General features: G+C 51.6%; 23 protein-coding genes. 12 read left to right on the plus strand and 11 right to left on the minus strand.

Features of this window, described 5'->3' with window-relative positions; all coding sequences use genetic code 11:
• The first annotated feature begins 91 nt into the window (after nt 1–91).
• The 7 genes from J4650_RS05710 to preA all read left to right on the plus strand — a co-directional run bounded on the left by J4650_RS05710 (nt 92) and on the right by preA (nt 6,033).
• Nucleotides 92–490: a CidA/LrgA family protein gene (locus J4650_RS05710; protein ID WP_000045719.1), complete on the plus strand. Its 399-nt coding sequence runs from the start codon at nt 92–94 to the stop codon at nt 488–490.
• On the plus strand, nt 487–1,182 hold the full coding sequence (locus tag J4650_RS05715) for a CidB/LrgB family autolysis modulator (protein WP_000989296.1): 696 nt from the start codon (nt 487–489) through the stop codon (nt 1,180–1,182). The genes J4650_RS05710 and J4650_RS05715 overlap by 4 nt, the downstream gene beginning before the upstream one ends.
• 153 nt (nt 1,183–1,335) lie before the next feature.
• Nucleotides 1,336–2,220 (plus strand): cytidine deaminase, encoded by an 885-nt coding sequence (cdd, locus tag J4650_RS05720; RefSeq protein ID WP_000553526.1) that lies wholly within the window; start codon nt 1,336–1,338, stop codon nt 2,218–2,220.
• Between the two features lie 176 nt (nt 2,221–2,396).
• Complete coding sequence (gene sanA, locus J4650_RS05725) at nt 2,397–3,116, plus strand: outer membrane permeability protein SanA (protein WP_000920081.1); 720 nt, start codon at nt 2,397–2,399, stop codon at nt 3,114–3,116.
• On the plus strand, nt 3,113–3,358 hold the full coding sequence (locus tag J4650_RS05730) for a DUF2542 family protein (RefSeq protein WP_000605187.1): 246 nt from the start codon (nt 3,113–3,115) through the stop codon (nt 3,356–3,358). Before sanA ends, J4650_RS05730 begins: the two co-directional genes overlap by 4 nt.
• 204 nt (nt 3,359–3,562) lie before the next feature.
• Nucleotides 3,563–4,804 (plus strand): NAD(P)-dependent oxidoreductase, encoded by a 1,242-nt coding sequence (locus J4650_RS05735; protein ID WP_001136409.1) that lies wholly within the window; start codon nt 3,563–3,565, stop codon nt 4,802–4,804.
• Nucleotides 4,798–6,033, plus strand: coding sequence for an NAD-dependent dihydropyrimidine dehydrogenase subunit PreA (gene preA, locus J4650_RS05740; RefSeq protein WP_000956095.1), 1,236 nt, complete (start codon nt 4,798–4,800; stop codon nt 6,031–6,033). The genes J4650_RS05735 and preA overlap by 7 nt, the downstream gene beginning before the upstream one ends.
• Nucleotides 6,034–6,107: 74 nt before the next feature.
• On the opposite strand, the gene mglC is transcribed toward preA, so the two are convergent.
• From mglC to folE, 6 genes are all read right to left on the minus strand, one after another.
• The gene (gene mglC / locus J4650_RS05745; RefSeq protein WP_001275101.1) at nt 6,108–7,118 is read right to left on the minus strand and encodes a galactose/methyl galactoside ABC transporter permease MglC; all 1,011 of its coding nucleotides are present in this window, start codon (nt 7,116–7,118) and stop codon (nt 6,108–6,110) included.
• Between the two features lie 15 nt (nt 7,119–7,133).
• The gene (mglA, locus tag J4650_RS05750) at nt 7,134–8,654 is read right to left on the minus strand and encodes a galactose/methyl galactoside ABC transporter ATP-binding protein MglA (protein ID WP_000535907.1); all 1,521 of its coding nucleotides are present in this window, start codon (nt 8,652–8,654) and stop codon (nt 7,134–7,136) included.
• A gap of 133 nt (nt 8,655–8,787) precedes the next feature.
• Nucleotides 8,788–9,786 carry a galactose/glucose ABC transporter substrate-binding protein MglB gene (gene mglB, locus J4650_RS05755; RefSeq protein ID WP_017465879.1) on the minus strand — a complete coding sequence of 333 codons (999 nt, stop codon included), beginning with the start codon at nt 9,784–9,786 and terminating at the stop codon, nt 8,788–8,790.
• 499 nt (nt 9,787–10,285) lie between these two features.
• Nucleotides 10,286–11,308 carry an HTH-type transcriptional regulator GalS gene (gene galS, locus J4650_RS05760; protein ID WP_000628631.1) on the minus strand — a complete coding sequence of 341 codons (1,023 nt, stop codon included), beginning with the start codon at nt 11,306–11,308 and terminating at the stop codon, nt 10,286–10,288.
• A 149-nt stretch (nt 11,309–11,457) separates the two neighbouring features.
• The gene (gene yeiB / locus J4650_RS05765; RefSeq protein WP_001520237.1) at nt 11,458–12,600 is read right to left on the minus strand and encodes a DUF418 domain-containing protein YeiB; all 1,143 of its coding nucleotides are present in this window, start codon (nt 12,598–12,600) and stop codon (nt 11,458–11,460) included.
• Between the two features lie 14 nt (nt 12,601–12,614).
• Nucleotides 12,615–13,283, minus strand: coding sequence for a GTP cyclohydrolase I FolE (gene folE, locus J4650_RS05770; RefSeq protein ID WP_023993394.1), 669 nt, complete (start codon nt 13,281–13,283; stop codon nt 12,615–12,617).
• 329 nt (nt 13,284–13,612) lie between these two features.
• On the opposite strand from folE, the gene fghA reads away from it, so the two are divergent.
• A complete protein-coding gene (gene fghA / locus J4650_RS05775) occupies nt 13,613–14,470 on the plus strand; it encodes an S-formylglutathione hydrolase (RefSeq protein WP_000425487.1) in 858 nt (285 codons plus the stop codon).
• Here fghA and J4650_RS05780 read toward each other — a convergent pair.
• A complete protein-coding gene (locus tag J4650_RS05780; protein ID WP_000876817.1) occupies nt 14,459–14,848 on the minus strand; it encodes a helix-turn-helix transcriptional regulator in 390 nt (129 codons plus the stop codon). The two genes, fghA and J4650_RS05780, sit on opposite strands and share 12 nt — an antisense overlap.
• Nucleotides 14,849–14,852: 4 nt before the next feature.
• Entirely contained in the window at nt 14,853–16,220 is a 1,368-nt protein-coding gene (locus tag J4650_RS05785; RefSeq protein WP_000443206.1) for an L-serine ammonia-lyase, read from the minus strand.
• 216 nt (nt 16,221–16,436) lie between these two features.
• Between J4650_RS05785 and serB the strand changes: the two genes are divergently transcribed.
• Together serB and J4650_RS05795 are read left to right on the plus strand one after the other, a co-directional pair.
• Nucleotides 16,437–17,324, plus strand: coding sequence for a phosphoserine phosphatase SerB (serB, locus tag J4650_RS05790; RefSeq protein WP_000022908.1), 888 nt, complete (start codon nt 16,437–16,439; stop codon nt 17,322–17,324).
• 32 nt (nt 17,325–17,356) lie between these two features.
• Nucleotides 17,357–18,679: an MFS transporter gene (locus tag J4650_RS05795; RefSeq protein WP_000023806.1), complete on the plus strand. Its 1,323-nt coding sequence runs from the start codon at nt 17,357–17,359 to the stop codon at nt 18,677–18,679.
• 43 nt (nt 18,680–18,722) lie between these two features.
• Here J4650_RS05795 and cirA read toward each other — a convergent pair whose 3' ends face one another.
• The 3 genes from cirA to yieE all read right to left on the minus strand — a co-directional run bounded on the left by cirA (nt 18,723) and on the right by yieE (nt 23,582).
• Nucleotides 18,723–20,714, minus strand: a complete 1,992-nt coding sequence (gene cirA / locus J4650_RS05800) for a catecholate siderophore receptor CirA (protein WP_000488252.1) — start codon at nt 20,712–20,714, stop codon at nt 18,723–18,725.
• 345 nt (nt 20,715–21,059) lie between these two features.
• Nucleotides 21,060–22,529 carry a lysine-specific permease gene (gene lysP / locus J4650_RS05805; protein WP_000535000.1) on the minus strand — a complete coding sequence of 490 codons (1,470 nt, stop codon included), beginning with the start codon at nt 22,527–22,529 and terminating at the stop codon, nt 21,060–21,062.
• A 189-nt stretch (nt 22,530–22,718) separates the two neighbouring features.
• The gene (gene yieE / locus J4650_RS05810) at nt 22,719–23,582 is read right to left on the minus strand and encodes a DNA-binding transcriptional regulator YeiE (RefSeq protein ID WP_000548316.1); all 864 of its coding nucleotides are present in this window, start codon (nt 23,580–23,582) and stop codon (nt 22,719–22,721) included.
• 120 nt (nt 23,583–23,702) lie between these two features.
• On the opposite strand from yieE, the gene J4650_RS05815 reads away from it, so the two are divergent.
• The gene (locus J4650_RS05815) at nt 23,703–24,752 is read left to right on the plus strand and encodes a YeiH family protein (RefSeq protein ID WP_000137966.1); all 1,050 of its coding nucleotides are present in this window, start codon (nt 23,703–23,705) and stop codon (nt 24,750–24,752) included.
• Between the two features lie 78 nt (nt 24,753–24,830).
• Nucleotides 24,831–25,688, plus strand: a complete 858-nt coding sequence (nfo, locus tag J4650_RS05820; protein WP_000873909.1) for a deoxyribonuclease IV — start codon at nt 24,831–24,833, stop codon at nt 25,686–25,688.
• Nucleotides 25,689–25,699: the final 11 nt, after the last annotated feature.

Below are 25,699 nucleotides of genomic sequence, written 5' to 3' on the forward strand. Positions count from 1 at the left end.
ATACCCACTATGCTAAGAATTCATGATGTGATCGGTAGCACGTTTTAACGTTTAATTGTATGATGAATCCATCTCATCAAGGGCTTTAAACATGAGTAAGTCACTGAATATTATCTGGCAATATATACGCGCTTTTGTATTGATTTATGCCTGTTTGTACGCAGGCATTTTTCTTGCATCACTGCTTCCTATCACTATTCCCGGCAGCATTATCGGGATGTTAATTCTGTTTGTATTGCTGGCGCTGCAAATTCTGCCGGCAAAGTGGGTTAACCCCGGCTGTTATGTGCTGATTCGTTATATGGCGTTGCTGTTTGTGCCGATTGGCGTTGGGGTCATGCAATATTTTGACTTACTGCGCGCGCAATTCGGCCCGGTGGTGGTCTCTTGCGCTATCAGTACGCTGGTCGTTTTTGTGGTCGTAAGCTGGAGTTCACATCTGATACACGGTGAGCGTAAAGTGGTTGGGCAGAAGGGAACGAAAAAATGATGACATATATCTGGTGGTCGTTACCGCTGACGCTGGCGGTATTTTTCGCCGCCCGCAGACTGGCGGCGCATTTTAAAATGCCGTTGCTGAATCCGCTGCTGGTGGCAATGGTAGTCATTATTCCTTTTCTGTTGCTGACCGGTATTCCCTACGAGCACTACTTCAAAGGCAGCGAAGTACTTAACGATCTGCTGCAACCGGCGGTAGTGGCACTGGCCTATCCCCTTTATGAACAATTGCACCAGATTCGCGCGCGTTGGAAATCCATTATTAGCATCTGTTTTGTCGGCAGTCTGGTAGCGATGATTACCGGGACATCCGTTGCCTTGCTGATGGGCGCAACGCCTGAAATCGCGGCATCGGTACTGCCTAAATCCGTGACTACGCCTATCGCGATGGCGGTGGGCGGCAGCATCGGCGGCATCCCCGCGATCAGCGCGGTATGCGTAATTTTTGTCGGTATTCTGGGCGCGGTGTTTGGCCACACGCTGTTAAACGCGATGCACATCCGTACTAAGGCCGCACGCGGGCTGGCAATGGGGACCGCCTCACATGCGCTCGGTACTGCGCGCTGTGCCGAGCTGGATTACCAGGAAGGCGCGTTTAGCTCCCTGGCGCTGGTGATCTGCGGCATTATTACCTCGCTGGTAGCGCCCTTTTTGTTTCCGCTCATTCTGGCGGTAATGCGCTAACGACGGGACAAAAGACCGGGTTAAAATTTGCGATACGTCGCGCATTTTTCATTGAAGTTTCACAAGTTGCATAAGCAATGAGATTTAGATCACATATTAAGACATAGCAGGCCCGTAAACTACGGTTCCATTACATTGTTATGAGGCAACGCCATGCATCCACGTTTTCAAACTGCTTTTGCCCAGCTTGCGGATAATTTGCAATCAGCGCTGGCCCCTATCCTGGCGGACCACCATTTTCCCGCCATGCTGACCGCAGAGCAGGTCTCGACGCTTAAAAATACGGCGGGACTGGACGAAGACGCGCTGGCTTTCGCACTGTTACCTCTGGCGGCGGCCTGCGCCCGTACCGATTTGTCCCATTTTAACGTCGGCGCGATTGCGCGCGGCGTTAGCGGCAACTGGTATTTCGGCGCGAATATGGAGTTCCTGGGCGCCACCATGCAACAAACTGTGCATGCTGAACAAAGCGCGATTAGCCACGCCTGGCTACGCGGCGAAAAAGGGCTCGCCGCCGTCACCGTTAACTACACGCCTTGCGGCCACTGTCGCCAGTTTATGAACGAGCTGAACAGCGGTCTGGATCTGCGCATTCATCTGCCGGGCCGCGCGCCGCATACGTTACGCGATTATCTGCCTGACGCTTTCGGGCCAAAAGATCTGGAGATCAAAACGCTGCTGATGGACGAGCAGGATCATGGCTTTACGTTAACGGGCGATACGCTAACGCAAGCGGCGATTACGGCAGCCAATAAGAGCCATATGCCTTATAGCCACTCACCGAGCGGCGTGGCGCTGGAATGTAAAGATGGCCGTATTTTCACCGGCAGCTATGCGGAAAACGCCGCCTTTAACCCTACGCTTCCCCCGCTGCAAGGCGCGCTAAACCTGCTGAGTCTCAATGGCTATGACTATGCGGATATTCAGCGTGCGATTCTGGCGGAAAAAGGCGATGCAGCATTAATTCAATGGGATGCCACCGCCGCAACGCTGAAAGCGTTAGGTTGCCATAATATTGACCGCGTGCTTCTCGGCTAAGCAAATGTGCCGGATAGCGACGCACTGGCGTCTTATCCGGCCTGACTCTCCTCACCCGCGACTCGATACAAGGGAAATCATGCTGAAAATCTCCGCAATCAGACGGCGGTTTCTTGCGCTACGTCTTCGGGTACAGTAGCCTGATCGTACTTTCATCCTGGTATCGAGTTTCCTGCATGTTAAAGCGCGTGTTTTACAGCCTGTTGGTCCTGGTAGGCTTGCTGCTGTTGACGGTGCTTGGCCTCGATCGGTGGATGAGCTGGAAAACAGCGCCCTATATCTATGACGAGCTACAGGATCTCCCCTACCGCCAGGTTGGCGTCGTGTTAGGGACAGCCAAATACTATCGCAAGGGTGTCATTAATCAGTACTATCGTTATCGTATCCAGGGCGCGTTAAACGCTTACAATAGCGGTAAAGTCAATTACCTGCTGCTCAGCGGCGACAATGCCCTGCAAAGCTATAACGAACCGATGACCATGCGCAAAGACCTTATCGCGGCGGGCGTCGATCCTGCGGACATTGTGCTTGATTACGCTGGCTTCCGTACGCTTGACTCCATTGTGCGTACCCGCAAAGTGTTTGATACCAACGACTTTATTATCATCACTCAGCGCTTCCACTGCGAACGCGCCTTGTTTATTGCGTTGCATATGGGCATTCAGGCGCAGTGTTACGCGGTACCTTCACCCAAAAATATGCTGACAGTGCGCCTGCGCGAATTTGGCGCCCGCTTTAGTGCGCTGGCGGATCTCTATATTTTTAAACGCGAACCGCGTTTTTTAGGCCCGCTGGTACCTATTCCCACGCAGCATCAGGTGCCGAATGACGCCCAGGGGTATCCGGCCGTTACGCCGGAACAATTGCTTGAACTGGAAAAGAAAAAAGGGAAATGATCATGGATGTACAGACGATATTTGTCATATTAGCCTTTCTGCTACTCCCGCTTTTTTGCTTCCGTGAGGCCTGGAAAGGCTGGCGAACCGGCGCGGTAGATAAAGTTGTCAAAAATGCGCGAAAACCGGTTTATGTCTATCGCCATGCCGATCCCGTACAATATTGGTCTTATCTTTTTCTTTATACCGGTTGCGGTTTTTTATTTACTGGAATGATTATTTATCTTCTTTTTTATCGTTAATCTATTTATTATCCCTTTAAAATTGAGAATAGTTATTATTATGATATAAGGAACAAATGCTGTTTTGCATTCTGGTTTCATTTTTTTGTGAATTCTTTCACAGAATACCCTTCTTTCAATGCTTAGGCTGGCGGTAGATTTTAGATCATTAAAACGCGTTATTTGCGTTTCGCCTTAATTTATTCAAGCATTAAGGAAGATTATATGCCGCAACAAAATTATCTGGATGAACTCACGCCTGGTTTTACGCCATTACTGGCAATAAAAGAGGCTTCACGTTGTTTATTATGTCACGATGCGCCCTGTAGTCAGGCTTGCCCGGCGCAAACCGATCCGGGGAAATTTATTCGTTCTATTTACTTTCGCAATTTTAAAGGCGCAGCGGAAACTATCCGGGAAAATAATGCGCTTGGCGCCGTCTGCGCCAGAGTCTGTCCGACGGAAAAATTATGCCAGCGCGGATGTACACGTTCCGGGATAGATAAACCTATTGATATTGCACGCCTGCAACGTTTTATTACCGATTTTGAACAGCAGACTGCCATGCAGATTTATCAGCCCGGGAGTAAAACACGCGGGAAAGTCGCGATTATTGGCGCGGGTCCGGCAGGTTTGCAGGCAAGCGTGACGCTCACGCATTTAGGCTATGACGTCACCATTTACGAAAAACAGCCGCAGCCCGGCGGATGGCTGCGTCACGGCATCCCGGCATTTCGTCTGCCGCAAAGCGTACTCGATCAGGAAATTGCCCGCATTGTAGAAATGGGCGTCAATATTAAATGTAATTGTGAGGTGGGCGGGTCGCTATCGCTTGCGCAACTCAAAGCCGAATATCGCGCCGTGCTGATGACCGTCGGGATGTCCTGTGGCTCTGGTTTACCGTTATTTGAGCAAGCCAGTCACGTAGAGATTGCCGTTGATTTTTTACAGCGCGCCCGTCAGGCCGACGGCGATATTAGCGTTCCGCGTAGCGCATTAATTATTGGCGGCGGCGACGTAGCGATGGATGTCGCCAGTACGTTAAAAATTCTCGGCTGCCCTTCCGTCACCTGCGTGGCGCGGGAAGAATTAGCCGAATTCCCCGCCAGCGAAAAAGAATTTACCAGCACGCAGGCATTAGGCGTATCGATTATTGATGGCTTTACGCCTGTCGCCGTCAGCGGAAATAAAGTGACCTTCCACCATGTACGCCACTCAGGAGAACTGACGCTGGAAGCGGAAAATATTATTTTGGCCGTGGGGCAGCACGCGCGACTGGATACCTTTGCGGAGATAAAAGCGCAGCATAATATTATCGACACGCATAATTATCAAACCGACGACCCGGCGATCTTTGCCGCTGGCGATATTGTTAAAGGTGATAAGACCGTCGTTTATGCGGTAAAAACCGGAAAAGAAGCCGCTCAGGCTATTCATCATTATTTAGAGGAGGCCTGCTCATGTTAACAAAAGATTTGTCTGTTACCTTTTGCGGCGTTAAGTTTCCCAATCCGTTTTGTCTTTCTTCTTCTCCGGTAGGCAATTGTTATGAGATGTGCGCCAAAGCCTATGATACCGGCTGGGGCGGGATCGTTTTTAAAACCATTGGTTTTTTTATTGCCAACGAAGTCTCTCCACGTTTTGATCACCTGACGAAAGAAGATACCGGTTTTATTGGTTTCAAAAACATGGAGCAAATTGCTGAGCATCCGCTGGAAGAGAATCTGGCCGCCATTCGACGGCTAAAACAGGATTATCCGGATAAGGTGCTGATTGCTTCCATCATGGGGGAAAATGAGCAGCAGTGGCAAGAACTGGCGCGTCTGGTTGAAGAAGCCGGCGCGGATATGATTGAGTGTAACTTCTCTTGCCCGCAGATGACCTCGCACGCCATGGGAAGCGATGTAGGGCAAAGCCCGGAGCTGGTTGAAAAATACTGCCGCGCCGTAAAACGCGGTTCATCTTTGCCAATGCTGGCGAAAATGACGCCGAATATTGGCGATATGTGTGAAGTCGCGCTGGCCGCCAAACGCGGCGGAGCCGACGGTATCGCCACCATCAACACCGTGAAATCCATTACTAACATCGACCTGAACCGCAAAATCGGGATGCCGGTGGTTAACGGTAAATCCAGTATCTCCGGTTATTCAGGAAAAGCGGTGAAACCCATTGCGCTGCGTTTTATCCAGCAGTTGCGAATGCACCCTGAACTGCGCGATTTCCCGATTAGCGGTATCGGCGGCATTGAAACCTGGGAAGACGCTGCCGAATTTCTGCTGCTGGGCGCGGCGACCCTACAGGTGACGACAGGCATTATGCAATACGGTTACCGCATTGTAGAAGATATGGCGAGCGGCCTCAGCCACTATCTGGCCGATCAGGGATTTGCCTCATTACAGGAGATGATCGGGCTGGCGAATGGCAATATTATCCCGGCGGAAGACCTGGATCGCAGCTATATCGTCTATCCGCGGATTAATCAGGAGAAATGCGTCGGCTGCGGACGTTGCTATATCTCCTGCTATGACGGCGGCCATCAGGCGATGGAGTGGGATGAACACAGCCGCACCCCGCATTGCAATACGGAAAAATGCGTCGGTTGTCTGCTGTGCGGTCATGTCTGCCCGGTCGCCTGTATTGATTTAGGCGAGGTCAAATTTAAAAAAGGCGAAAAAGAGCACGCGTTAACGCTGTAGCTCGCGGTATGAAGCCCGGCGCGCAGTTTCGCTGCGCCGGGTTATCTGATAAGCAAGGCAATAGGTCTGGATAACTACTTCTTACGCGCGTATTTCAGCGAGTCCAGCGCCACGGCGAAAATGATAATGCCGCCTTTGATAATGTACTGCCAGTACGGGTTTACCCCGATATAGGTCAGGCCATAGTTGATGACGGTAAAGATAATGACGCCGGTCACCACGCCGAAGACCGTCCCCACTCCGCCGCTAAACGATACGCCCCCGACCACGCACGCGGCAATCGCATCCAGTTCATACATAAAGCCGAGGTTGTTGGTGGCAGAACCAATACGCCCTGCTTCCAGTAAGCCGCCGAAGGCATAAAACACGCCGGAGAGCGCATAAATCATCAGCAGGTTCAGCGCCACGTTTACGCCAGAAACTTTCGCCGCTTCCGGGTTGCCGCCAATAGCAAAAATGTTTTTACCAAAGCGGGTCTTATTCCACAGCACCCAGACAAACGCTACCGCAATCAGAGCGTAAAAGGTGATGTAGGAGAGCCGGAAACTGCCCATCGCCACAAAGCCCTGCGCAAAGGTGGAAAAGCCGCTGTCAAAGCCGGAAATGGGCGAAGCGCCGACAAAGTCATAGTAAAGGGAGTTGATCCCATAAACGATAATCATCGTGCCAAGCGTGGTAATAAACGGCGTCACGTTCAGGTAAGCAATGATGATACCGTTCACCAGGCCAATCACCGCGCCAATCGCGCAGACAATCAGGATGACCAGCGCAATCGGCATGGTCGCCATTTCCGGAAACACTTTGTTGGCGTTTTCCATTGATTGCAGTAATGTTGCCGCCACAACCGCCGCCAGCCCTACCTGACGCCCCGCCGACAGGTCTGTCCCCTGGGTGACGATGAGTCCCGCCACGCCCAGCGCGATAATAATACGTACCGAAGATTGCGTCAGAATATTACTTAAATTCAGCAAACTTAAAAAAGTCGGGTCCTGGAAAATAATAATCGCCAGCAACACTAAAAGAACGACGTAAATTCCGCCCTCTTTCAGCCAGGTCAAAAAGCTTTTCTTGTTTAACGCACTCATAAGGAGCCCCTGATCTTAAAGGTGCAAAGAAGCAAGACGCAAAATTTCGTTTTGCGTTGTTGTTTTAGTATCGACAATGCCGGAAACGAGACCGTTACTCATCACCAGGATACGATCGGTAATCCCTAACAGCTCCGGCATTTCAGAAGAGATAATGATGATCCCCTTGCCTTTTTTCGCCAGTTCCGCAATAAGCTGATAAATTTCAAATTTTGCGCCGACATCAATGCCGCGGGTCGGTTCGTCCAGCATTAATATTTCCGGCTGCGTCAATAGCCAACGACCAATGATCACCTTTTGCTGATTGCCGCCGGAAAGTGAACCAATTTGCGTGCGATGCCCCGGCGTTTTTACCCGCATGGAATCAATAACCCATTGGGTGTCGCTTTTCATCCGGGAATTATCCAGTAACCCCACTTTATTTTTATAATTACGGATATTCGAAATTAATGAGTTAAATCCGATATCCAGATAGGCATAAATTCCGGTGGAACGACGCTCTTCCGTCACCAGCGCAAAACCGTGGTTAATCGCTTCGTTCGCAGTGTGATTATTAATTTTCTTGCCATGTAAAGTGATTGTCCCGGACGACTTCTCACGAATGCCAAACAGCGTTTCGACGATATCGGTACGCTTTGCCCCAACCAGGCCGGCAATGCCCAGAATTTCGCCCTTGTGCAAATCAAAGGAGACATCGCGAATGGAAGGCTGGCGCAGCGAGGTCAGGTGACGAACCTCCAGAATCACGTCGCCCGGCTTATTTTCTTTATCCGGAAAGCGCTGGTTCAGGGAACGCCCGACCATCATCGCAATGATCTTATCCATATCCAGCCCTTCCAGCGGCTGGGTGGCAATCCACTGACCGTCGCGCAAGATAGTAATTTCATCGCACAATTGAAAAATTTCTTCCATTTTATGCGAGATATAAACAATGCCGCAGCCGCGTTCTTTCAGCTTGCGAATAATGGTGAACAGATGATTAACCTCTTTCTCAGTTAACGATGAGGTCGGTTCATCCATAATAACGATCTTAGCGTTATAGGAAAACGCCTTCGCAATTTCAATCATCTGCATTTGCGAAACGGATAACGTTCCCACGCGCGCGCGCGGGTCAATATCGATATCCAGCTCATCAAATATCGCTTTGGTATCCTGGTACATTTTATCCTGGTCGACAAACATACCTTTGGTGGGATAACGTCCCAACCACATGTTATCCATGACCGAACGTTGTAATACCAGATTTAACTCCTGGTGTACCATCGAAATCCCATTCTCCAGCGCTTCTTTCGCCGAATGGAAGTCCACTTCTTTTCCCTGAAATACAATGCTGCCGGAGTCTTTTTGATAAATACCGAAAAGACATTTTAATAATGTTGATTTGCCTGCGCCGTTTTCACCCATTAATGCATGAATAGAATGCGGACGAACGTTTAAGTTGACATTATCAAGCGCTTTCACGCCGGGAAATGATTTGTTAATGCCACGCATTTCCAACAAATATTCACCCGACGGCGGAGAAATCGTGCTGCCCATAATGATACCCTGTCGGCCTTTTTAATTATGACTATCCGCGCCGGATGGCAAAAGAAATACGTTATCCGGTCTGCGGCGCGTCACCCTTCCACGGTTTCAGGGCGCAACAAAATTGCGCCCACAGACGGAAAAGTTATTTTTGGGTAAATTCGCTCAGATTGTCTTTGTCCACGCCGACATAAGGCACGCGCACGATTTTGTTCTCAATCTTCCAGCTGGTGCCGTCAGCCGCGCCCTTGCCTTCGGCGAGGTTTTTCGCCAGATCGAATGTCGCTTTCGCCTGATTGTTGGCGTCATTCAGTACCGTACCGGCCATCGCGCCCGATTTCACCAGCGCCAGGGCTTCCGGTAACGCATCGACGCCAAAGACCGGAATCGACGATTTATTATGCGCTTTCAGCGCCTCTACCGCGCCCATCGCCATCGCATCGTTATTCGCGATAACCACTTCAATCTTGTTAGCGTTCGGGCCAGACAGCCAGGCATCCATCTTATCTTTTGCCTGCGCGGTATCCCACATAGCGGTGTCTAACGCCAGTTGCTCGGTCTGAATACCTTTAGCATTTAACTCTTTCACCACATACGTCGTACGGGCTTCAGCATCCGGGTGCCCCGGCTCGCCTTTCAGCAGAACATACTGAATTTTACCGTCTTTATTCAGATCCCAACCCTGATTCGCCTGCCAGTGTTTGGCAATCAAGTCGCCCTGAATCACACCGGATTCTTTAGAGTCAGTCCCGACATAATACGCCTTGTCATAGCTGTCCAGCGCTTTGCGGGAAGGCTCTTTGTTAAAGAACACCACCGGCACATTTTGCCCGCGCGCTTTCTCAATCACCGTACCGGCGGCTGCCGGGTCGACCAGGTTAATCGCCAGAGCTTTAACCCCTTTCGCCAATAAAACGTCAATTTGATCATTCTGTTTAGATTGATCGTTTTGCGAGTCATTCATCAGTAGCTGAACATCCGGCGCGGATTTGCCATCTTTTTCAATAGCCTTACGCACCACGGACATAAAGTTATCGTCATATTTATAAATCGTCACGCCAATACGAGTATCAGCCGCCTGCGCGTGCGCGCCGAATAACAGACTTGCCATCACGGCAGAAAGGGTCAGTACCTTCTTATTCATGGTAGCTCCGGTTTTATTATGTAGGGTATAGCGTAAAAAAATGCCCGGCTGTTCAGCACGTTAACGCGTGTTACTGAACGCCGAAGCGTATTTAGAGCCTATCCCACCAGGCGTTATTGGCGCAGCCAGTTTGGACACGGACAGCGCGCAAAAACCGGAGCGTACAACGTAGTACGTGAGGTTTGACTCGCTACGCTCGCCCTTCGGGCCGCCGCTAGCGGCGTTCAAAACGCTAACGCGTTTTGGCGAGCACTGCCCAGGTCCAAAATGGCAAGTAAAATAGCCCTAATGGGATAAGCTCTTATTCAACTCTTTATTTTTGTCCGGTAGTCGCGGGATATTGTGATAACGGTTTTTATAAGCGAAATACCCCAGCAAAACTGACAACTAGCTGTTACACGTTAGTTACAGTGCGACAAACGTTGTCATCATAGCTATCACAATGTTAATAAACTGTGAATTTACTCACAGATTGAAAACGGTTACATGCGGTGCGTAATCAGTTAGTGATCAGTACCGCATTCTGTCGCCATGCCACCGAATGGCGCCGTACCAGGGTCGGCATGAAGCAGTGCGTCGCCGTGATATCCAGCGTGCCTGCAGCCCCCTGTAACGCCAGCTCGGTCGCGATTTTCGCCATAGAAGCAATAGGATAGCGCACGGTAGTCAACTGAGGATCGGTATAACGAGCAATAGGGATATCATCGAAACCGATGACAGACAGATGCAAGGGAATGGCGATGCCGTTATCTTTTAACGCCGTCAGCGCGCCCGCCGCCATGTTATCGTTATAGGCAAATACCGCCGTCAGTTGCAGATTGCGTCCCAGCAACTCAACCATTGCCGACTCGCCGCCCTGCATGTCCGGCGTGCCGGTGCCTATCCAGCTCTCCGACGCAGCAATCCCCTGCTCTTGCAGCGCGTGTAACCACCCTTCTCTGCGCATCGCGTCATCTTCAATACGGTGGCTGGAGGCCAGGTAGCCGATGCGTTGATGTCCATTATTCAGCAACATTCGGGTCGCCATTCTGGCGCCGCTCACATTGTCGAGACAAACACAACGATGCGCATAACCCGGCACGATACGGTTAATCAGCACCATACCGGGGATCTGATCCATAAAGTCGCTCAGCTCGCGATCGGTTAAGGCTTTTGAGTGAACAATCAATGCGTTACAACGCTGACGGATCAAGACTTCAATCGCATGGCGCTCTTTTTCCGCCTCATGATAACTGTTGCCAATGAGAACATATTTCTGGTGCTGCTGCGCGACCAGATCTACGGCTTTCACCAGAGCGCCGAAAAAGGCATCGGAAACATCCATGACCACGACGCCGATGGTGTCGCTCACCTGGGTGGCCAGCGCTTGCGCATTCGCATTTGGCCGATATCCCAGCAGGGTGACGGCCTGCATAACGGCGTCACGGGTGTCGGGACTGACTAACGCGCTGTTATTCAGTACGCGGGAAACGGTCGCTACAGACACGCCAGCCTGGCGCGCTACATCACGAATGGTGATCATATTCACTGCCCTGTTTGAGTTCAAAAATGCTCACAAATGCCCCGTTAGCAGGCGGCTATTTTGTCAGCACCCTGCCCAGGGCTGCGTGAGAAACATCACAGGGATGGAAACGGTTACAGCCATTTTGTTAATGAATGTGATCCAGATCGTTATCTGAGCGATCCTGACGCGCGCAACGTGAGTTGACGCCATAACCACTCGACCGGTCCCTGTCGCCAGAAACGTAGCCAGATGACGGAAAAGAGAAGGTTTATTGCCCATACCGGAACGACAAAGAACAAGAGTTCCAGTCGATTGAATTTCATAAATAAGCCAAACTGATAAAACAGCGTGGTACAGATGATCGTCTGCAGCAGATAATTGGTCAGCGCCATTCGCCCTACGCAGGCAATGGCAAGTGTCAGTCTGCATCGGCTAAGCTGCGGCCAGAAGCCAAACATCAGCGCGGCATAGCCCAGCGTTTGCAACGGCGCGCTCAGTTCGCGCGGCGCCTGCAATAAGAAGGCGCACCAGCGGTACGCCCAGTCCAGCCGCCATTGTAAAATGACCGCAGGCAGGTTGATCATTAGCCCTAACGCCACCAGCAGAGCCCCGGTACGGCGATAGTGCCGCAGACTGTACTGACCTTTCAGCCAGCCGCTACGCATTAGCGCAGCGCCCAGCAGCATCATACCCGCCAGTTGCCAGCCATACTGCGCGCCGAGCGCCAGTAAACTATTCGACAGCATCTCTGCCCGGTTGCTGATAGCCTCCATGCCGCCATTCAGCTTCCAGTATTTTTCATACAATATTGCCGACGCATCCGGCGTCCAGGCGCGGCTGGTTTCGCTACTCGATACCACGCCCAGCAGCAGTAGCACGCCAATCCCGACCAGATAAAGGAGTATGCCAGTATTGAACAGGCTTTTTACCGAAGGCGCGTCGCGTACCAGTCGCCAGCAAATTAACCCGACCAGACCGTAGGCCAGCAGAATGTCGCCGTCCCAAAAGAATAACGCATGGATAAAACCTAACAGTACCAATAGCGTTAAGCGCGACTGAATCCACTGTTTACCACGCGGAAGCAGCATTTGTAGCCCCGCGCCAAACAACAACGCGAACAGAGTAAGAAACTTAGCCTGCGCCACAATATCGAGAATCGCCCAGGACCAGGCGTCTTCGGGAACGATCGCGCCGTACCAGGCGGGATTGAGATAAGCCGCCTTCGGCAATCCAAAGGCGCTAATGTTAAGAAGCAGGATACCGAGGATAGCGACGCCACGTACAAAATCCAGCGTGACATTACGCTCCATCGTCTCCGCCTTAATCATGGATGATGGCGAACGGCACGCAGAAACTCCTGGCGCGTGTTCTGGCTGGACTTAAACAATCCGCCCAGCGACGTCGTCGTCGTGGCGCTGGTTGCGTCACGAATACCGCGCGCTTTCACGCAGTAATGCACCGCATCAATCGATACCGCTACATTATTGGTGCCGAGCAAGGTTTGCAGCGCCGTCAGAATTTGTTGGGTCAAACGTTCCTGAACCTGCGGACGCTGGGCGAAGAATTGCACGATGCGGTTAATTTTCGACAGGCCGATCACGGAATCTTTGGGGATATACGCGACGGTCGCTTTGCCATCAATGGTCACAAAGTGATGTTCACAGGTGCTGGTCAGCGTGATATCGCGGACGGTGACCATTTCATCCACCTTCATTTTATTTTCAATGAGGGTAATTTTCGGGAAATTGGCATAGTCGAGGCCGGCGAAAATCTCGTCAACGTACATCTTAGCGATACGATGCGGCGTTTCCATCAGACTGTCATCGCTCAAATCGAGATTCAGCAACTGCATAATCTCAGTCATATGCCCTGCGATAAGGCTTTTTCGCGTTTCATTATCCAGTTCATCCATAGGCGGGCGCAGCGGCGTTTCCAGCCCCCGGGCAACCAGCGCGTCATGAACCAGGGCCGATTCTTTACTGAGTGATGGCATTAATCGTGTTCTCCTGCAGGTGTGGCGCCTCTGCCCTGCATGGGGCAAAGTTTGTCAATATTGTGACAGTGTGATTATTGTGCGTGAGGTAGCGCACATAATCCAGTATTCACGCCCATAATTGTTGAAATTGTCGCTGCCTTTCATGACATCTTTTCCGGTGCGGGAATGATGGCAGGACAAAGGGCATATTTGTTAACGCAACGTTATTTAAATGATGAAGCATGTTTATGTATTACGGAAGTGAAAGTTACTCACAACGCGGTGAATAATCTGTATTATGAAGAATCTGCATACCTTATCAGGTTCACCATAAAAGGAGCCCCCGCATGGAAATGCTCGAAGAGCACCGATGTTTTGGCGGCTGGCAGCAGCGCTGGCGTCATCATGCCGCCACGCTAAACTGCGCCATGACATTCAGCATTTTTCTTCCGCCGACTCAGGATAATGAACCGCCTCCGGTACTGTACTGGTTGTCCGGGTTGACCTGCAATGATGAGAACTTTACCACCAAAGCAGGCGCGCAGCGTATCGCAGCAGAACTGGGCATTGTATTGGTGATGCCGGATACCAGTCCACGCGGTGAACAGGTCGCCGACGATAGCGGATACGATTTAGGCCACGGCGCCGGGTTTTATCTCAATGCCACACAGCCGCCCTGGGCCAGCCATTATCGCATGTACGATTACCTGCGCGATGAGCTTCCGGCGCTTATCCAGACACAGTTTAACGTCAGCGACCGTTGCGCCATCAGCGGGCACTCGATGGGCGGCCACGGCGCATTAATCATGGCGCTGAAAAATCCGGGCAAATACACCAGCGTCTCTGCTTTTGCGCCTATCGTCAACCCCAGCCGCGTGCCGTGGGGAATCAAAGCGCTTACCGCTTATCTCGGCGAAGATGAATCAGCCTGGACTGAGTGGGATAGCTGCGAATTAATGCTGGCCAGCCAGCCGCAGGACGCCATTCCTGTGCTCATCGATCAGGGCGACAGCGATCAATTCCTCGCCGATCAGCTTCAGCCCGCCGTACTGGCGGAAGCCGCGCGGCAAACCGCCTGGCCGATGACGCTACGAATCCAGCCTGGCTACGATCATAGCTATTATTTTATTGCGTCCTTCATCGAGGACCATCTGCGCTTTCATGCCCGGTATTTACGGGACGAGCGTGAGGCGTCACCAACATAATGAATTTTCCAGCGCCGCGCTGTAATTCACCTCCTCCGACTGCGGCGCGGAAGATTTATTATTTAAATCCGCGGCCTGCTGGCGTACCTGAAGGCGGCCGCTGCCCTCTCCGCCTTCATAACTTTCGTGAAAATTACGCAGCTCGGATTCAAACAGCACCGCATCAAGATTATGCAACTTATCCAGCGCCCGCAGGAGAGAAATTAACGTATCAAGATTGAGCCCTCCCCCCTTCTCGATACGCTTGATGGTGGCGATGCCAACGTGCGCGCGATCGGCAAGCTGCTGCTGGGTCATCGAAAGAGACAGACGCGTCTCCTTTAAGCGAGCGCACAACGACAGGATAATCTCGTCGTTATTCATCGTATTGTATTTCACGCTGTTACCCTCTCTTGCGCGGCTGAATTTTCCCCAGCGAACCATGATACGTTTCACGGTATTTAGCGCTCATGTCTTTACCGGTCTCGTACATCGCAGCAATGATCTCATCGAGCGAAATACAGGGTTCGCTTACGCGACTCATCGCCATCGTCGCCGCGTTTATCGCTTTCACGGCAGAGATGGCGTTTCTCTCTATGCAGGGAATTTGTACCTGCCCGCCCAGCGGATCGCAGGTCAATCCCAGATGATGTTCCATGGCAATTTCAGCGGCGCTCAGCGTTTGCTCCACGGATGCGCCCATCAGTTCAGCCAGGCCCGCCGCCGCCATTGAGCACGCCACGCCGATTTCCCCCTGACAGCCAACTTCAGATCCCAGAATAGAGGCGTTTTGTTTAAACAATATCGCGATAGCGGCGGCGGTCAGGAAGAAACGGGTCAGAGCACCGGGCTCCAGCGGCGTGACAAATTTATCATACCAGCAGAGCGCTGCCGGAATGATGCCGCACGCGCCATTGGTTGGCGCGGTAACAATCTGTCCGCCGCTGGCATTTTCTTCGCTTACCGCAATCGCGAAGGCATTGACCCAGTTCAGCGCGGTTAAAAAATCGCTGGCGGAGCGGTTAGCCTGTAACGTCTTATGTAACGCACAGGCGCGCCGCGGTACCTGATAGGGACCGGGTAATACCCCCTCAGTATGCAGGCCGCGATAAACCGCCTGCTGCATCACGTCCCATATTTGCGCCAGATAATTCTGCAACGTCTGTGGCGAGTGGCGGCACAGCTCATTTTTCATCATCAGCGCCGCCACGGACAGGCCGTTACGCCGACACAGCGCCAGCAACTGCGCGGCATGACTAAATTCAAAGGGCGACACTGTACGCAAAGGAAGCGATGGCGTCAGCGGCTCGCCATGTTTACGAACCTGCCCGGCGCCGGTAGAAAACCAGGTCTCTTCATACACCGTAAAATAATCATCCCTGGCGCGAAACGTCATGGCATAAGGATGGCCAGGATGCGCCTGGTGATTGGCGATAATCTTGACTTTTATCGTGATTCCGCCCGCGTCGGAGAGCGGGAGTTCGATTTTGTTTTCATTTTCCGCACGCTTAATCACCGCCATATGCGAACGGAGATCGACATTCTCCGGCTGGCAACCCAGCAGCCCAAGATAAAGGGCGGTATCCACATTGTGGCACTTGCGGCTTAACGATAACGCGCCATACAGCTCGATTTCAATTTCCCGAATTAGCGGCAACGTCTCTTGTTCTCTGAGCAATGAAATAAAGTGACAGGCGGCGCGCATCGGCCCTACGGTACGTGAGCTGGATGGACCTATTACTATTTTGAATATATCAAGGCAACTCTCCATCGTTATATCAATCCTTTCAGTGTCATTCGCGTTCAGTAATAAATAACATCCTCGCACAGTTGGCATATCAAAAGTGATACCTTTTGTGTCTGAACTTTACCTGGTATCAAAAACAACGCTTTTTTAGCCCTTTTCTGGCTGTGATATCTGTGATAGCACGAGATTCCACGCCGCAAAAGAGCCATTATAATACCCGTAAATTAAGGGAGTTATCATATGAGCATTATTTATTTTATTACTACACAGGATATCGATACGTTTCAGAAAAAATTACAGGAAACGTTATTTAATGCCGTCACCATGCCGTTTCCGCTATTATTTGATAAACGTTATGCCGCGCTTATCAATACCGCTTATTTAAAGCTTACGCTGCCAGCGGAATGTCTGACGCCTGAATTTTATCGCTATTTACGCGAACTCTCATTGCAATGGCAGTTTGATTTTTTTATTAAGCCGCAGCCACTGCCTGCTAACGGTATTATCGCGTTTGATATGGACTCGACATTTATTGCGGAAGAAGGCGTGGATGAAATTGCCTGCGAGCTTGGCATGTCGACGCAAATCACCGCCATTACCCAACAGGCGATGGAGGGCAAGCTTGATTTTAACGCCAGTTTTACCCGACGTATCGGAATGTTGAAAGGCACACCGAAAGCAGTGCTGAACGCCGTATGCGATCGCATGACCCTTTCGCCAGGCCTGTTAACTATTCTGCCAGTCATCAAGGCCAAAGGATTTAAAACCGCGATTATCTCCGGGGGACTGGATATATTCACCCAGCGTCTAAAAGAACGGTATCAACTGGATTATGCCTTTTCGAATACGGTTGAAATACGCGATAACGTTCTGACGGATAACATTACCTTGCCGATTATGAATGCCGCAAACAAAAAACAGACGCTGGTTGACCTGGCTGCCCGGTTAAATATTGCCACGGAGAATATTATTGCCTGCGGTGATGGCGCCAACGATCTGCCGATGTTAGAACATGCTGGCACCGGTATTGCCTGGAAAGCGAAGCCGGTTGTACGGGAAAAAATCCACCATCAGATTAATTATCACGGTTTCGAATTGCTTCTTTTTCTTATTGAAGATGAATTATAACGCGACTCACCTCGCCGGAAGGGAATTTTAAAATGAGTATAAAAACATTTATTTTCAGCCAGCCCGATAAGCCGATTGTAAAAGAGAAAAAAGAGATAGACCAGACCTATAAAAAATTTCGTTTTGAGATTATCGCCTCGGTCTTTATCTCTTATGCCGTCTTTTATCTTACCCGTAAAAACTTCTCCGCCGCGATGCCGGCCATGCTGACGGAAACGTCGCTGACCGCAGAAGACTTCGCCATTATGTCTTCCATTTTTTACATTCTTTATGGCGCAATGAAGTTTGTCGGCGGGATGCTGGTCGATAAAATTAACCCGAAAGCTATGACCGGCCCGGTGCTGATTGGCGTGGGGATTGTAAATATTCTGTTCGGCTTTTCCGATAGCGTGGCGGCATTCTACGTACTGTACAGCCTCAACGCGATCTTACAGGGCACCAGCTTTCCGCCGATGGCGAAAATTATGGCCTCGTGGTTTTCGAAAAACGAACGGGGACGCTGGTGGGCTATCGTTGAAGCGGCGCACAATATCGGCGGCAGCCTCGCGCCGCTGCTGACCAGTTTTGCTATCGCCTTTAGCGGTAGCTGGAAAATGGGGTTTTATGTTCCCGGCGCCATTTCGCTGCTGATGGGGATAGTGGCGCTATTTACCATTAAAGATCGTCCCGGTACGTTAGGTTTGCCCAACGTGGGGCAGTGGCGTAACGACCCGACGGAACTGGCCCAGGTCAAGGCCAGCCCGGTCAACCTGAGCTTCTGGCAGATTTTTGTGAAATATATCCTGACCAATCCACTGGTATGGATCATTATTATCGGCGATATGTCAGTTTATATTGCGCGCACTATTCTTAACGACTGGCCGCAGATTTACTATTCGCAGGTTCACGGCTGGAGTCTGATAAAAGCGAACTCGATTATTTCCTGGTTTGAGGCGGGCGGACTGGCAGGTGGGTTGCTGGCAGGCTACTTGTCTGACTTTATGTTCAAAAGTAACCGCTGGATGACCGGATTAATCTTCGCGTTAGCGCTGTGCATATGCATCGTGCTGGTGCCGCTGGTTCAGGATACCTCTTACACCCTCACCGCGATTCTGTTCACCATCATGGGCTTCGCCTTATACGGACCGCATATGCTTTTTGCCGTCGGCTGTCTGGATGTGACCCATAAGGATGCGGCGGGATCGATTACCGGCTTTCGGGGATTGTTCAGCTATGTCGGCGCGGCAATGGCCGGTGTGCCGGTAATTATGGTGAAAAATAGCTGGGCGTGGTCGGGCGTTTATATCTATGCGTTAATCGCCATTCTGCTAACGACTCTGTCGCTGGCGCTGCTCTCCAGGCTGCATCGGTTATAATATTCTGGCGACAGCGGCAAAACGCGGCTGTCGCCAGTCTCTGTCAGAAACGGTAATCCACCGCCATAAAGTAACGACGTCCGTCTTCGGTATAACCGTAGTCGTCGCGTTTGAGATCTTTATCGCCTACGTTCAGAACGCCCGCACGCAGTTTAACGTTTTTCGTCGCCTGCCATGCCGCGCCGGTATCCCAGACCACGTACCCGCCCGGCGTTTTCGCTGTTGCGCTGTCGGCCCGCTTACGCCCGGTATAATTCCCTGATACGTAGAATGACCAGTCTTCGAGCTGCACCGGTTTCCAGTCCAGCGTACCGTTCGCGGTGTGGAACGGCAGATCGGAAAGCGGCTTGTTCCCGCCATTACTGACGTCGCGTCCGTCGTTATAGGTGTAATTCAACGACAGTTTCCACGCCTCGTTAAACGGAACTTTCAACTCGGTTTCCACGCCCTGAATACGCGCTTTATTCACGTTGTAATAACGGAAGACCGGAACGCGCTGTCCCCGACTGTTGGTTTCGAAACCGACAAAGTTGGAATAGCCGGGCGCGGCGTTAACGTCAGGGGTACGGCTAATGCTGATGCGATTGTCCACATCGTTACGGAACGTGGTAACGCTCGCTTCCACGCCCTCCAGTATGCCTTCTTCGCCCCGGTAATAAAGGCCGAGCTCCCAGCTTTCACTGGTTTCAGGTTTCAGATCCGGGCTACCGATAATGCGGCATCCGCCACGGCAGGAGTTGGTCGCCCAGTCCGGACTTAATTGCAATAGCGACGGCGCTTTAAAGGCCGTGGCCCACCCACCTTTCACCGTCAGGGTATCCGTTGCGTTATAAACCAGATAAGCACGCGGGCTCCAGTGATCGCCATAGGTTTCATGGTCATCCATACGAATACCGGTGGTCAGCGCCAGCGGTTCGAAGATGCGCCACTCATCTTCAAGGAACAGAGCATACTGGCTGGCGGAGGTTTTAGTACTGGAACCGCCGGTCAGGTTCACCGCATCGCTCAGTTTATCGTGACGCCATTCGCCGCCGAAGGTGAGGAACTGGTTGACAGACGCTAACGGCAGAACGTATTTCCCGTCAATCGAATTGCTTTCTGACGTGATAGGGCTACTGTTGCCGGGGTTTTTGTTTTCCACTTTTTCGCCGTAGAACTTGAGCTCGCTGTTGCCGAGATCCCAACGTCCGTTATGGCTCAACGCGTAGTTTTGCCGTTCCAGACGATTTTTATCCAGCGAGTCGGAGTCCCGGTCCTGGCGATCAAAACCGTAGCCTGCGGTAACGTCATGATTTTCGTTTGGTGTCCAGGCAAACTCGACGTTTCCATCGCGGCTGGTAAATCCTTCAATGCGCGGCGTTTCACCCGTAGCGGTGGTGGCGGAGCTCTGCTGCTCGTCTTTTTCGCGTTTCGCCAGACTACCGTAGGCTTTCATTCCCAGCACGCCGTCGATCAGCGGACCGCTGGTAAAGAACTGACCGTTATAGGTATCGCCACGGTCGCGATGTTCCTGAATAGTGGAGTCAACCGTGACGCTGCCGTGCCATTTCTGACCAATTTTTTTGGTGATAATGTTGACCACGCCGCCCAGCGCATCGGAGCCATACAGCGAGGACATGGGGCCACGCACCACTTCAATGCGTTCGATAGCGTCAACCGGTATCCAGTTCAGATCAAAATCATTATGGCGGAAGACCGCGTTACGGGAGTTAACGCGCTTACCGTCGATCAGGATCAGCGTATAACTGCTGTCCAGACCACGAATACTCACGCCTTTACGGTTATCCCCTTCGTTAGTGAGCTGTACGCCCGGCACCTCTTTCAGGACATCTTTCAGGTTTTGCACGGGCCTGCGCTGTAAATCTTGCTGGGTAATGACGCTGATACTTGCTGGCGCATCTTTCAGATTTTGTTCGATGGCGGACGCGGTAACGACCATAGTTTCACCATCATCCGTTGCCGCGGCAACCGGCCAGGCCAACGTAACTGCGGACATACAAAGCCCTACCCGAACGAAAGGGTTAAACCTAAACATTCCATTTCTCCATGAGGTAAATACGACAAAAAAATTGGTTATCGCTCACAACGCATTACGTTTCGCCTGCGATAACGGTTATCACGGCGAACTCTTTTTATGCAGGCGAGTCGGGCTCATGAGTGACGGTCGCGCCCGAATCTTCATCCTTTCTGATTTCGAGCGTAACGATAAAGCAAACGATAATAATTATCAATTTAATTGTTAATAATTATGTCATTTGAACCAATCATGAAGAAAAAACAAAAAACCCTCTCGAATGAGAGGGTTAGAAGAGTCAGATTCAGGCAGTCAGTGCCGGATAGCGGCATAAAAGCCTATCCGGCCTACGACGAGAATACCGCGTTACTTTTTAACGCGTTCCGGGAAGTGCATTTCGCTATAGCGCACGAAATGCGTACCTTTTATCAGCTTGTAGCCGAACCAGATAAGCAGGAACAACGGAATACCGATATAGGTCGCCGCGACGCCGCCCCAGTCGATGGTATCTTTCAGGAACGCTTCATAGTTCTGCCCCAACGTAATAATCAGGCACAGTACAAAGGCGAAAATCGGCCCCAGCGGGAAGAACCCGGAACGGTACGGCAAATCATTCACATCATACCCTTGTAACACGTAACCGCGACGGAAGCGATAATGGCTAATGGCAATCCCCAGCCAGGCGATGAAGCCCGTCATACCGGAGGTGTTCAACAGCCACAGATAGACCGTCTGGTTGCCAAACATTGAGGTCAAAAAGCAAAGACCGGCAATCACGGTGGTGGCATAAAGCGCATTGCGCGGTACGCCGCCGCGGGACAATTTCGCAAAAATACGCGGGGCCTTACCGTCACAGGCCAGGGTGTAGAGCATACGGGTCGAGGCATACATCCCGGAGTTACCCGCAGACAGTACCGCCGTCAGGATAACCGCATTCATTATCGCCGCCGCAGACAACAAGCCCGCATGCTGGAACACTAAGGTAAACGGACTGACGCTAATGTCTTTGACGTCGTTACGCAGCAGGTTTGGATCGGTATAAGGAATGATCAGGCTGATAATCAAAATCGCGAAAACATAAAACAGCAGAATACGCCAGAATACCTGACGCACCGCGCGCGGAATATTCTTCTCCGGGTTTTCAGATTCCCCGGCGGCAATACCAATCAGCTCGGTTCCCTGGAAAGAGAAGCCCACGATCATCGCGACGCCAATCATTGCCGCAAAACCGCCAGCAAAAGGCGCATCGCCCGTCGTCCAGTTGCTCCAGCCGACCGGCTCAACACCTTTAAAGATACCGATAATCATCGCTACGCCAACGATGATGAAGATAATAACGGTCGCGACTTTAATTAACGAGAACCAGTACTCCGCCTCGCCAAAACCGCGTACAGAAATGTAGTTCAGCAAGAAAATGACGCAGAGGAATAGCGCGCTCCAGATCCAGCCCGGCGTGTCCGGGAACCACCAGCCCATCACCAATTGCGCGGCAACCAGGTCAACAGCGATAGTCACCGCCCAGTTGTACCAGTAGTTCCAGCCCAGCGCGAAACCAAAGCCTTCTTCCACATAGTTCTGACCATATGTCGCAAACGAGCCAGATACTGGCATATAGGCCGCCAGCTCGCCAAGACTGGTCATCAGGAAGTAGACCATCAAACCAATCAGAATATAAGAAAACAGCGCGCCGCCTGGCCCCGCCTGAGAAATTGTCGCACCAGATGCAACGAAAAGACCTGTCCCGATGGAGCCGCCAATGGCAATCATCGTCAGGTGACGCGCCTTTAATTCGCGACGTAGCGCGGGCGCTTCTGTGGTTTTAGTTTTGGAACCCATGTGAAAATGCTATCCATCCAAAAAATGAGGCGCGATTGTAACAGACGAAATACTATCCTTCCGACACAAATGCGCGGTTATAAGAGACCTTCATGACCGGCCACGGATTATAAGTAAAGCAGAGAATAACGTATACGTAAGCGGATACTAAAAATGGCGATGCCGCCCGGGCAGCCCTCCTCTTCACCTTTATTCACAGTAACTCAAAAAACGCTGCAACGCGTTAGAAAGATGTTTCTGCCGATGATGAACACGCCACAACGTGCGCACCAGGCGCGGTAACGGCACCGCGACTTCGCCCAGGGTTCCCGCCTGGAGTTGTTCAGCAATCACCCGGCGCGATAAACAACTTATCCCCAGTCCATGACGCACCGCATGTTTGATCGCTTCTGAATTCCCCAACTCCATCGCCATATGAAAGCGCGGCAAATGCGACAACAGCAAATAATCGACAATTTCCCGCGTACCGGAACCGCGCTCGCGTAAAATCCATGGGGATGCCGCAAGCTGTTCCAGCGTCACCGGCCCCTGCGTCAGCGGCGAGGACGGCGCGGCAAAGACCACCAGCTCATCTTCCAGCCACGGCTCAGAGATAATCTCTGTACTGTGACACGGCCCTTCAATCAGGCCGATATCAACCCGAAAATCCAGCACCGCGTTAATCACGTCCTGGCTGTTTCCCACGCTGAGTTCCAGCGGCAAGGCCGGATAATGCTGGCGATAGCGGGCAATCATGGCGGGTAAAATGTAATTGCCGATGGTGCTACTGGCATAAACCCGTATCGCGCCGTTATCTTCACGAAATAGCTGCTCAATTTCTACCGCTTGCTCCAGCAATGCCAGCGCGCGCGGGTATAACAAGCGACCATGTTCGTTGACCACCAGCCGTTTCCCCACCCGATCAAACAACTGTACGCCGAGCTGACCTTCCAGATCGGTGAGCGCGGCGCTAACGGCGGACTGCGATAATGACAGCATGACCGACGCCTGGGTTGTTGAACCGCTTTTCAGTACTTCAGCAAACACTTCAAGTTGTCGTAGCGTAATATGCATAGTCGTATCCCACCGATAGCGTTTCACTTACCACTTATAAAGATTAATTATAAATATATAATCAATTTTATTTTTAAACCAGATCACCGTAACCTTATTGTCCATATACAGGAGAAGGTTATGACAGAACTCACCTTGCAGAATCATCGTCGTACAATGTGGCATTTTATACCGGGGCTCGCTCTGAGCGCCGTCATTACAGGAGTCGCCCTGTGGGGCGGCGCTATCCCTGCCGTTGCAGGCGCGGGGTTCAGCGCCCTGACCCTGGCTATCCTGCTGGGTATGGTTATCGGGAATACCGTCTATCCACAAATATGGAAACAATGCGACGGCGGCGTGCTGTTTGCAAAACAACATCTGCTGCGTTTAGGGATTATCCTTTACGGCTTCCGCCTTACCTTTTCACAAATCGCCGACGTGGGCATTAGCGGCATTGTGATTGACGTATTAACGCTTTCCAGCACGTTCATGCTGGCCTGCTTCTTAGGCCAAAAAGTCTTTGGTCTGGACAGGCACACCAGCTGGCTGATTGGCGCCGGTAGCAGTATCTGCGGCGCGGCGGCGGTACTGGCGACAGAACCGGTGGTAAAAGCGGAAGCCAGTAAGGTTACTGTAGCCGTCGCGACTGTCGTTATTTTCGGCACCATCGCTATTTTCCTTTACCCGGCAATGTATCCGCTGCTGGCGCACTGGTTCAGCCCGGAAACTTACGGCATCTATATCGGCTCAACCATGCATGAAGTCGCGCAAGTGGTCGCAGCGGGTCATGCCGTTAGCCCGGATGCGGAAAATGCGGCAGTTATCGCTAAGATGCTGCGTGTCATGATGCTGGCGCCGTTCCTGATCATTCTGGCGGCGCGCGTTAAACAGCTTTCACCGGCGACCGGCGCGGAAAAAAGCAAAATTACCATTCCGTGGTTTGCTATTTTCTTCATCGTAGTGGCGATCTTCAACTCTTTCCACCTGCTGCCGAAAGCCGTGGTGGATATGCTGGTGACGCTGGACACAGTGCTGCTGGCGATGGCAATGGCGGCGTTGGGTCTGACCACTCACGTTAGCGCATTGAAAAAAGCGGGGGCGAAACCGCTGCTGATGGCGCTGGCATTATTCGCCTGGCTGATTATTGGCGGTGGCGCCATTAACGTCCTAATCCATAGCCTTATCGCATAAATTATTACGTTTCACGCCTGTTAACCCGTTATCATAGCGTTCGTAATGAACCGTTAGCGGGTTTAACAGGAGTCTTTTATGAAATACATCGGAGCGCACGTCAGCGCTGCAGGCGGTCTGGCTAACGCCCCTGCCCGCGCGGCTGAAATTGGCGCAACGGCCTTTGCGCTTTTCACAAAAAACCAGCGTCAGTGGCGTGCCGCCCCCCTTACTCCCCAGGTCATTGATGACTTTAAAATCGCCTGTGAAAAGTATCATTTTTCGGCGGCGCAAATCCTTCCCCACGATAGTTACCTGATTAATCTGGGCCATCCGGTCAGTGAAGCGCTGGAAAAATCACGCGATGCCTTTCTCGATGAAATGCAGCGCTGTGAACAACTCGGCTTAACCTTGCTTAATTTTCATCCCGGTAGCCATCTGATGCAGATTGCACAGGAGGATTGCCTGGCGCGGATCGCGGAATCCATCAATATTGCCCTCGCGCAGACCGAGGGCGTTACGGCGGTTATCGAAAATACAGCCGGTCAGGGCAGTAATCTGGGGTTTGAGTTTGAACAGTTAGCCGCCATCATCGACGGCGTGGAAGATAAGTCGCGCGTTGGCGTCTGTATCGATACCTGCCATGCCTTTGCCGCCGGATACGATCTGCGTACGCCAGAGGCGTGCGAAAAAACATTCGCCGAATTCGGGAAAATTGTCGGATTTCAGTATTTGCGCGGAATGCACCTGAACGACGCCAAAAGCGCCTTCGGTAGCCGCGTTGACCGCCATCACAGTCTGGGTGAAGGCAATATCGGCCACGATGCGTTTCGTTGGATTATGCAGGATGGGCGTTTTGACGGTATTCCGCTGATACTGGAGACCATCAATCCTGATATCTGGGCGGAAGAGATTGCGTGGTTAAAAGCCCAGCAAATTGCCGAAGCGATGGCCTGACGCTCAATGTT

Source organism: Salmonella sp. 32120201201600049SM, assembly GCF_017572835.1.
GTDB classification, from domain to species: domain Bacteria; phylum Pseudomonadota; class Gammaproteobacteria; order Enterobacterales; family Enterobacteriaceae; genus Salmonella; species Salmonella enterica.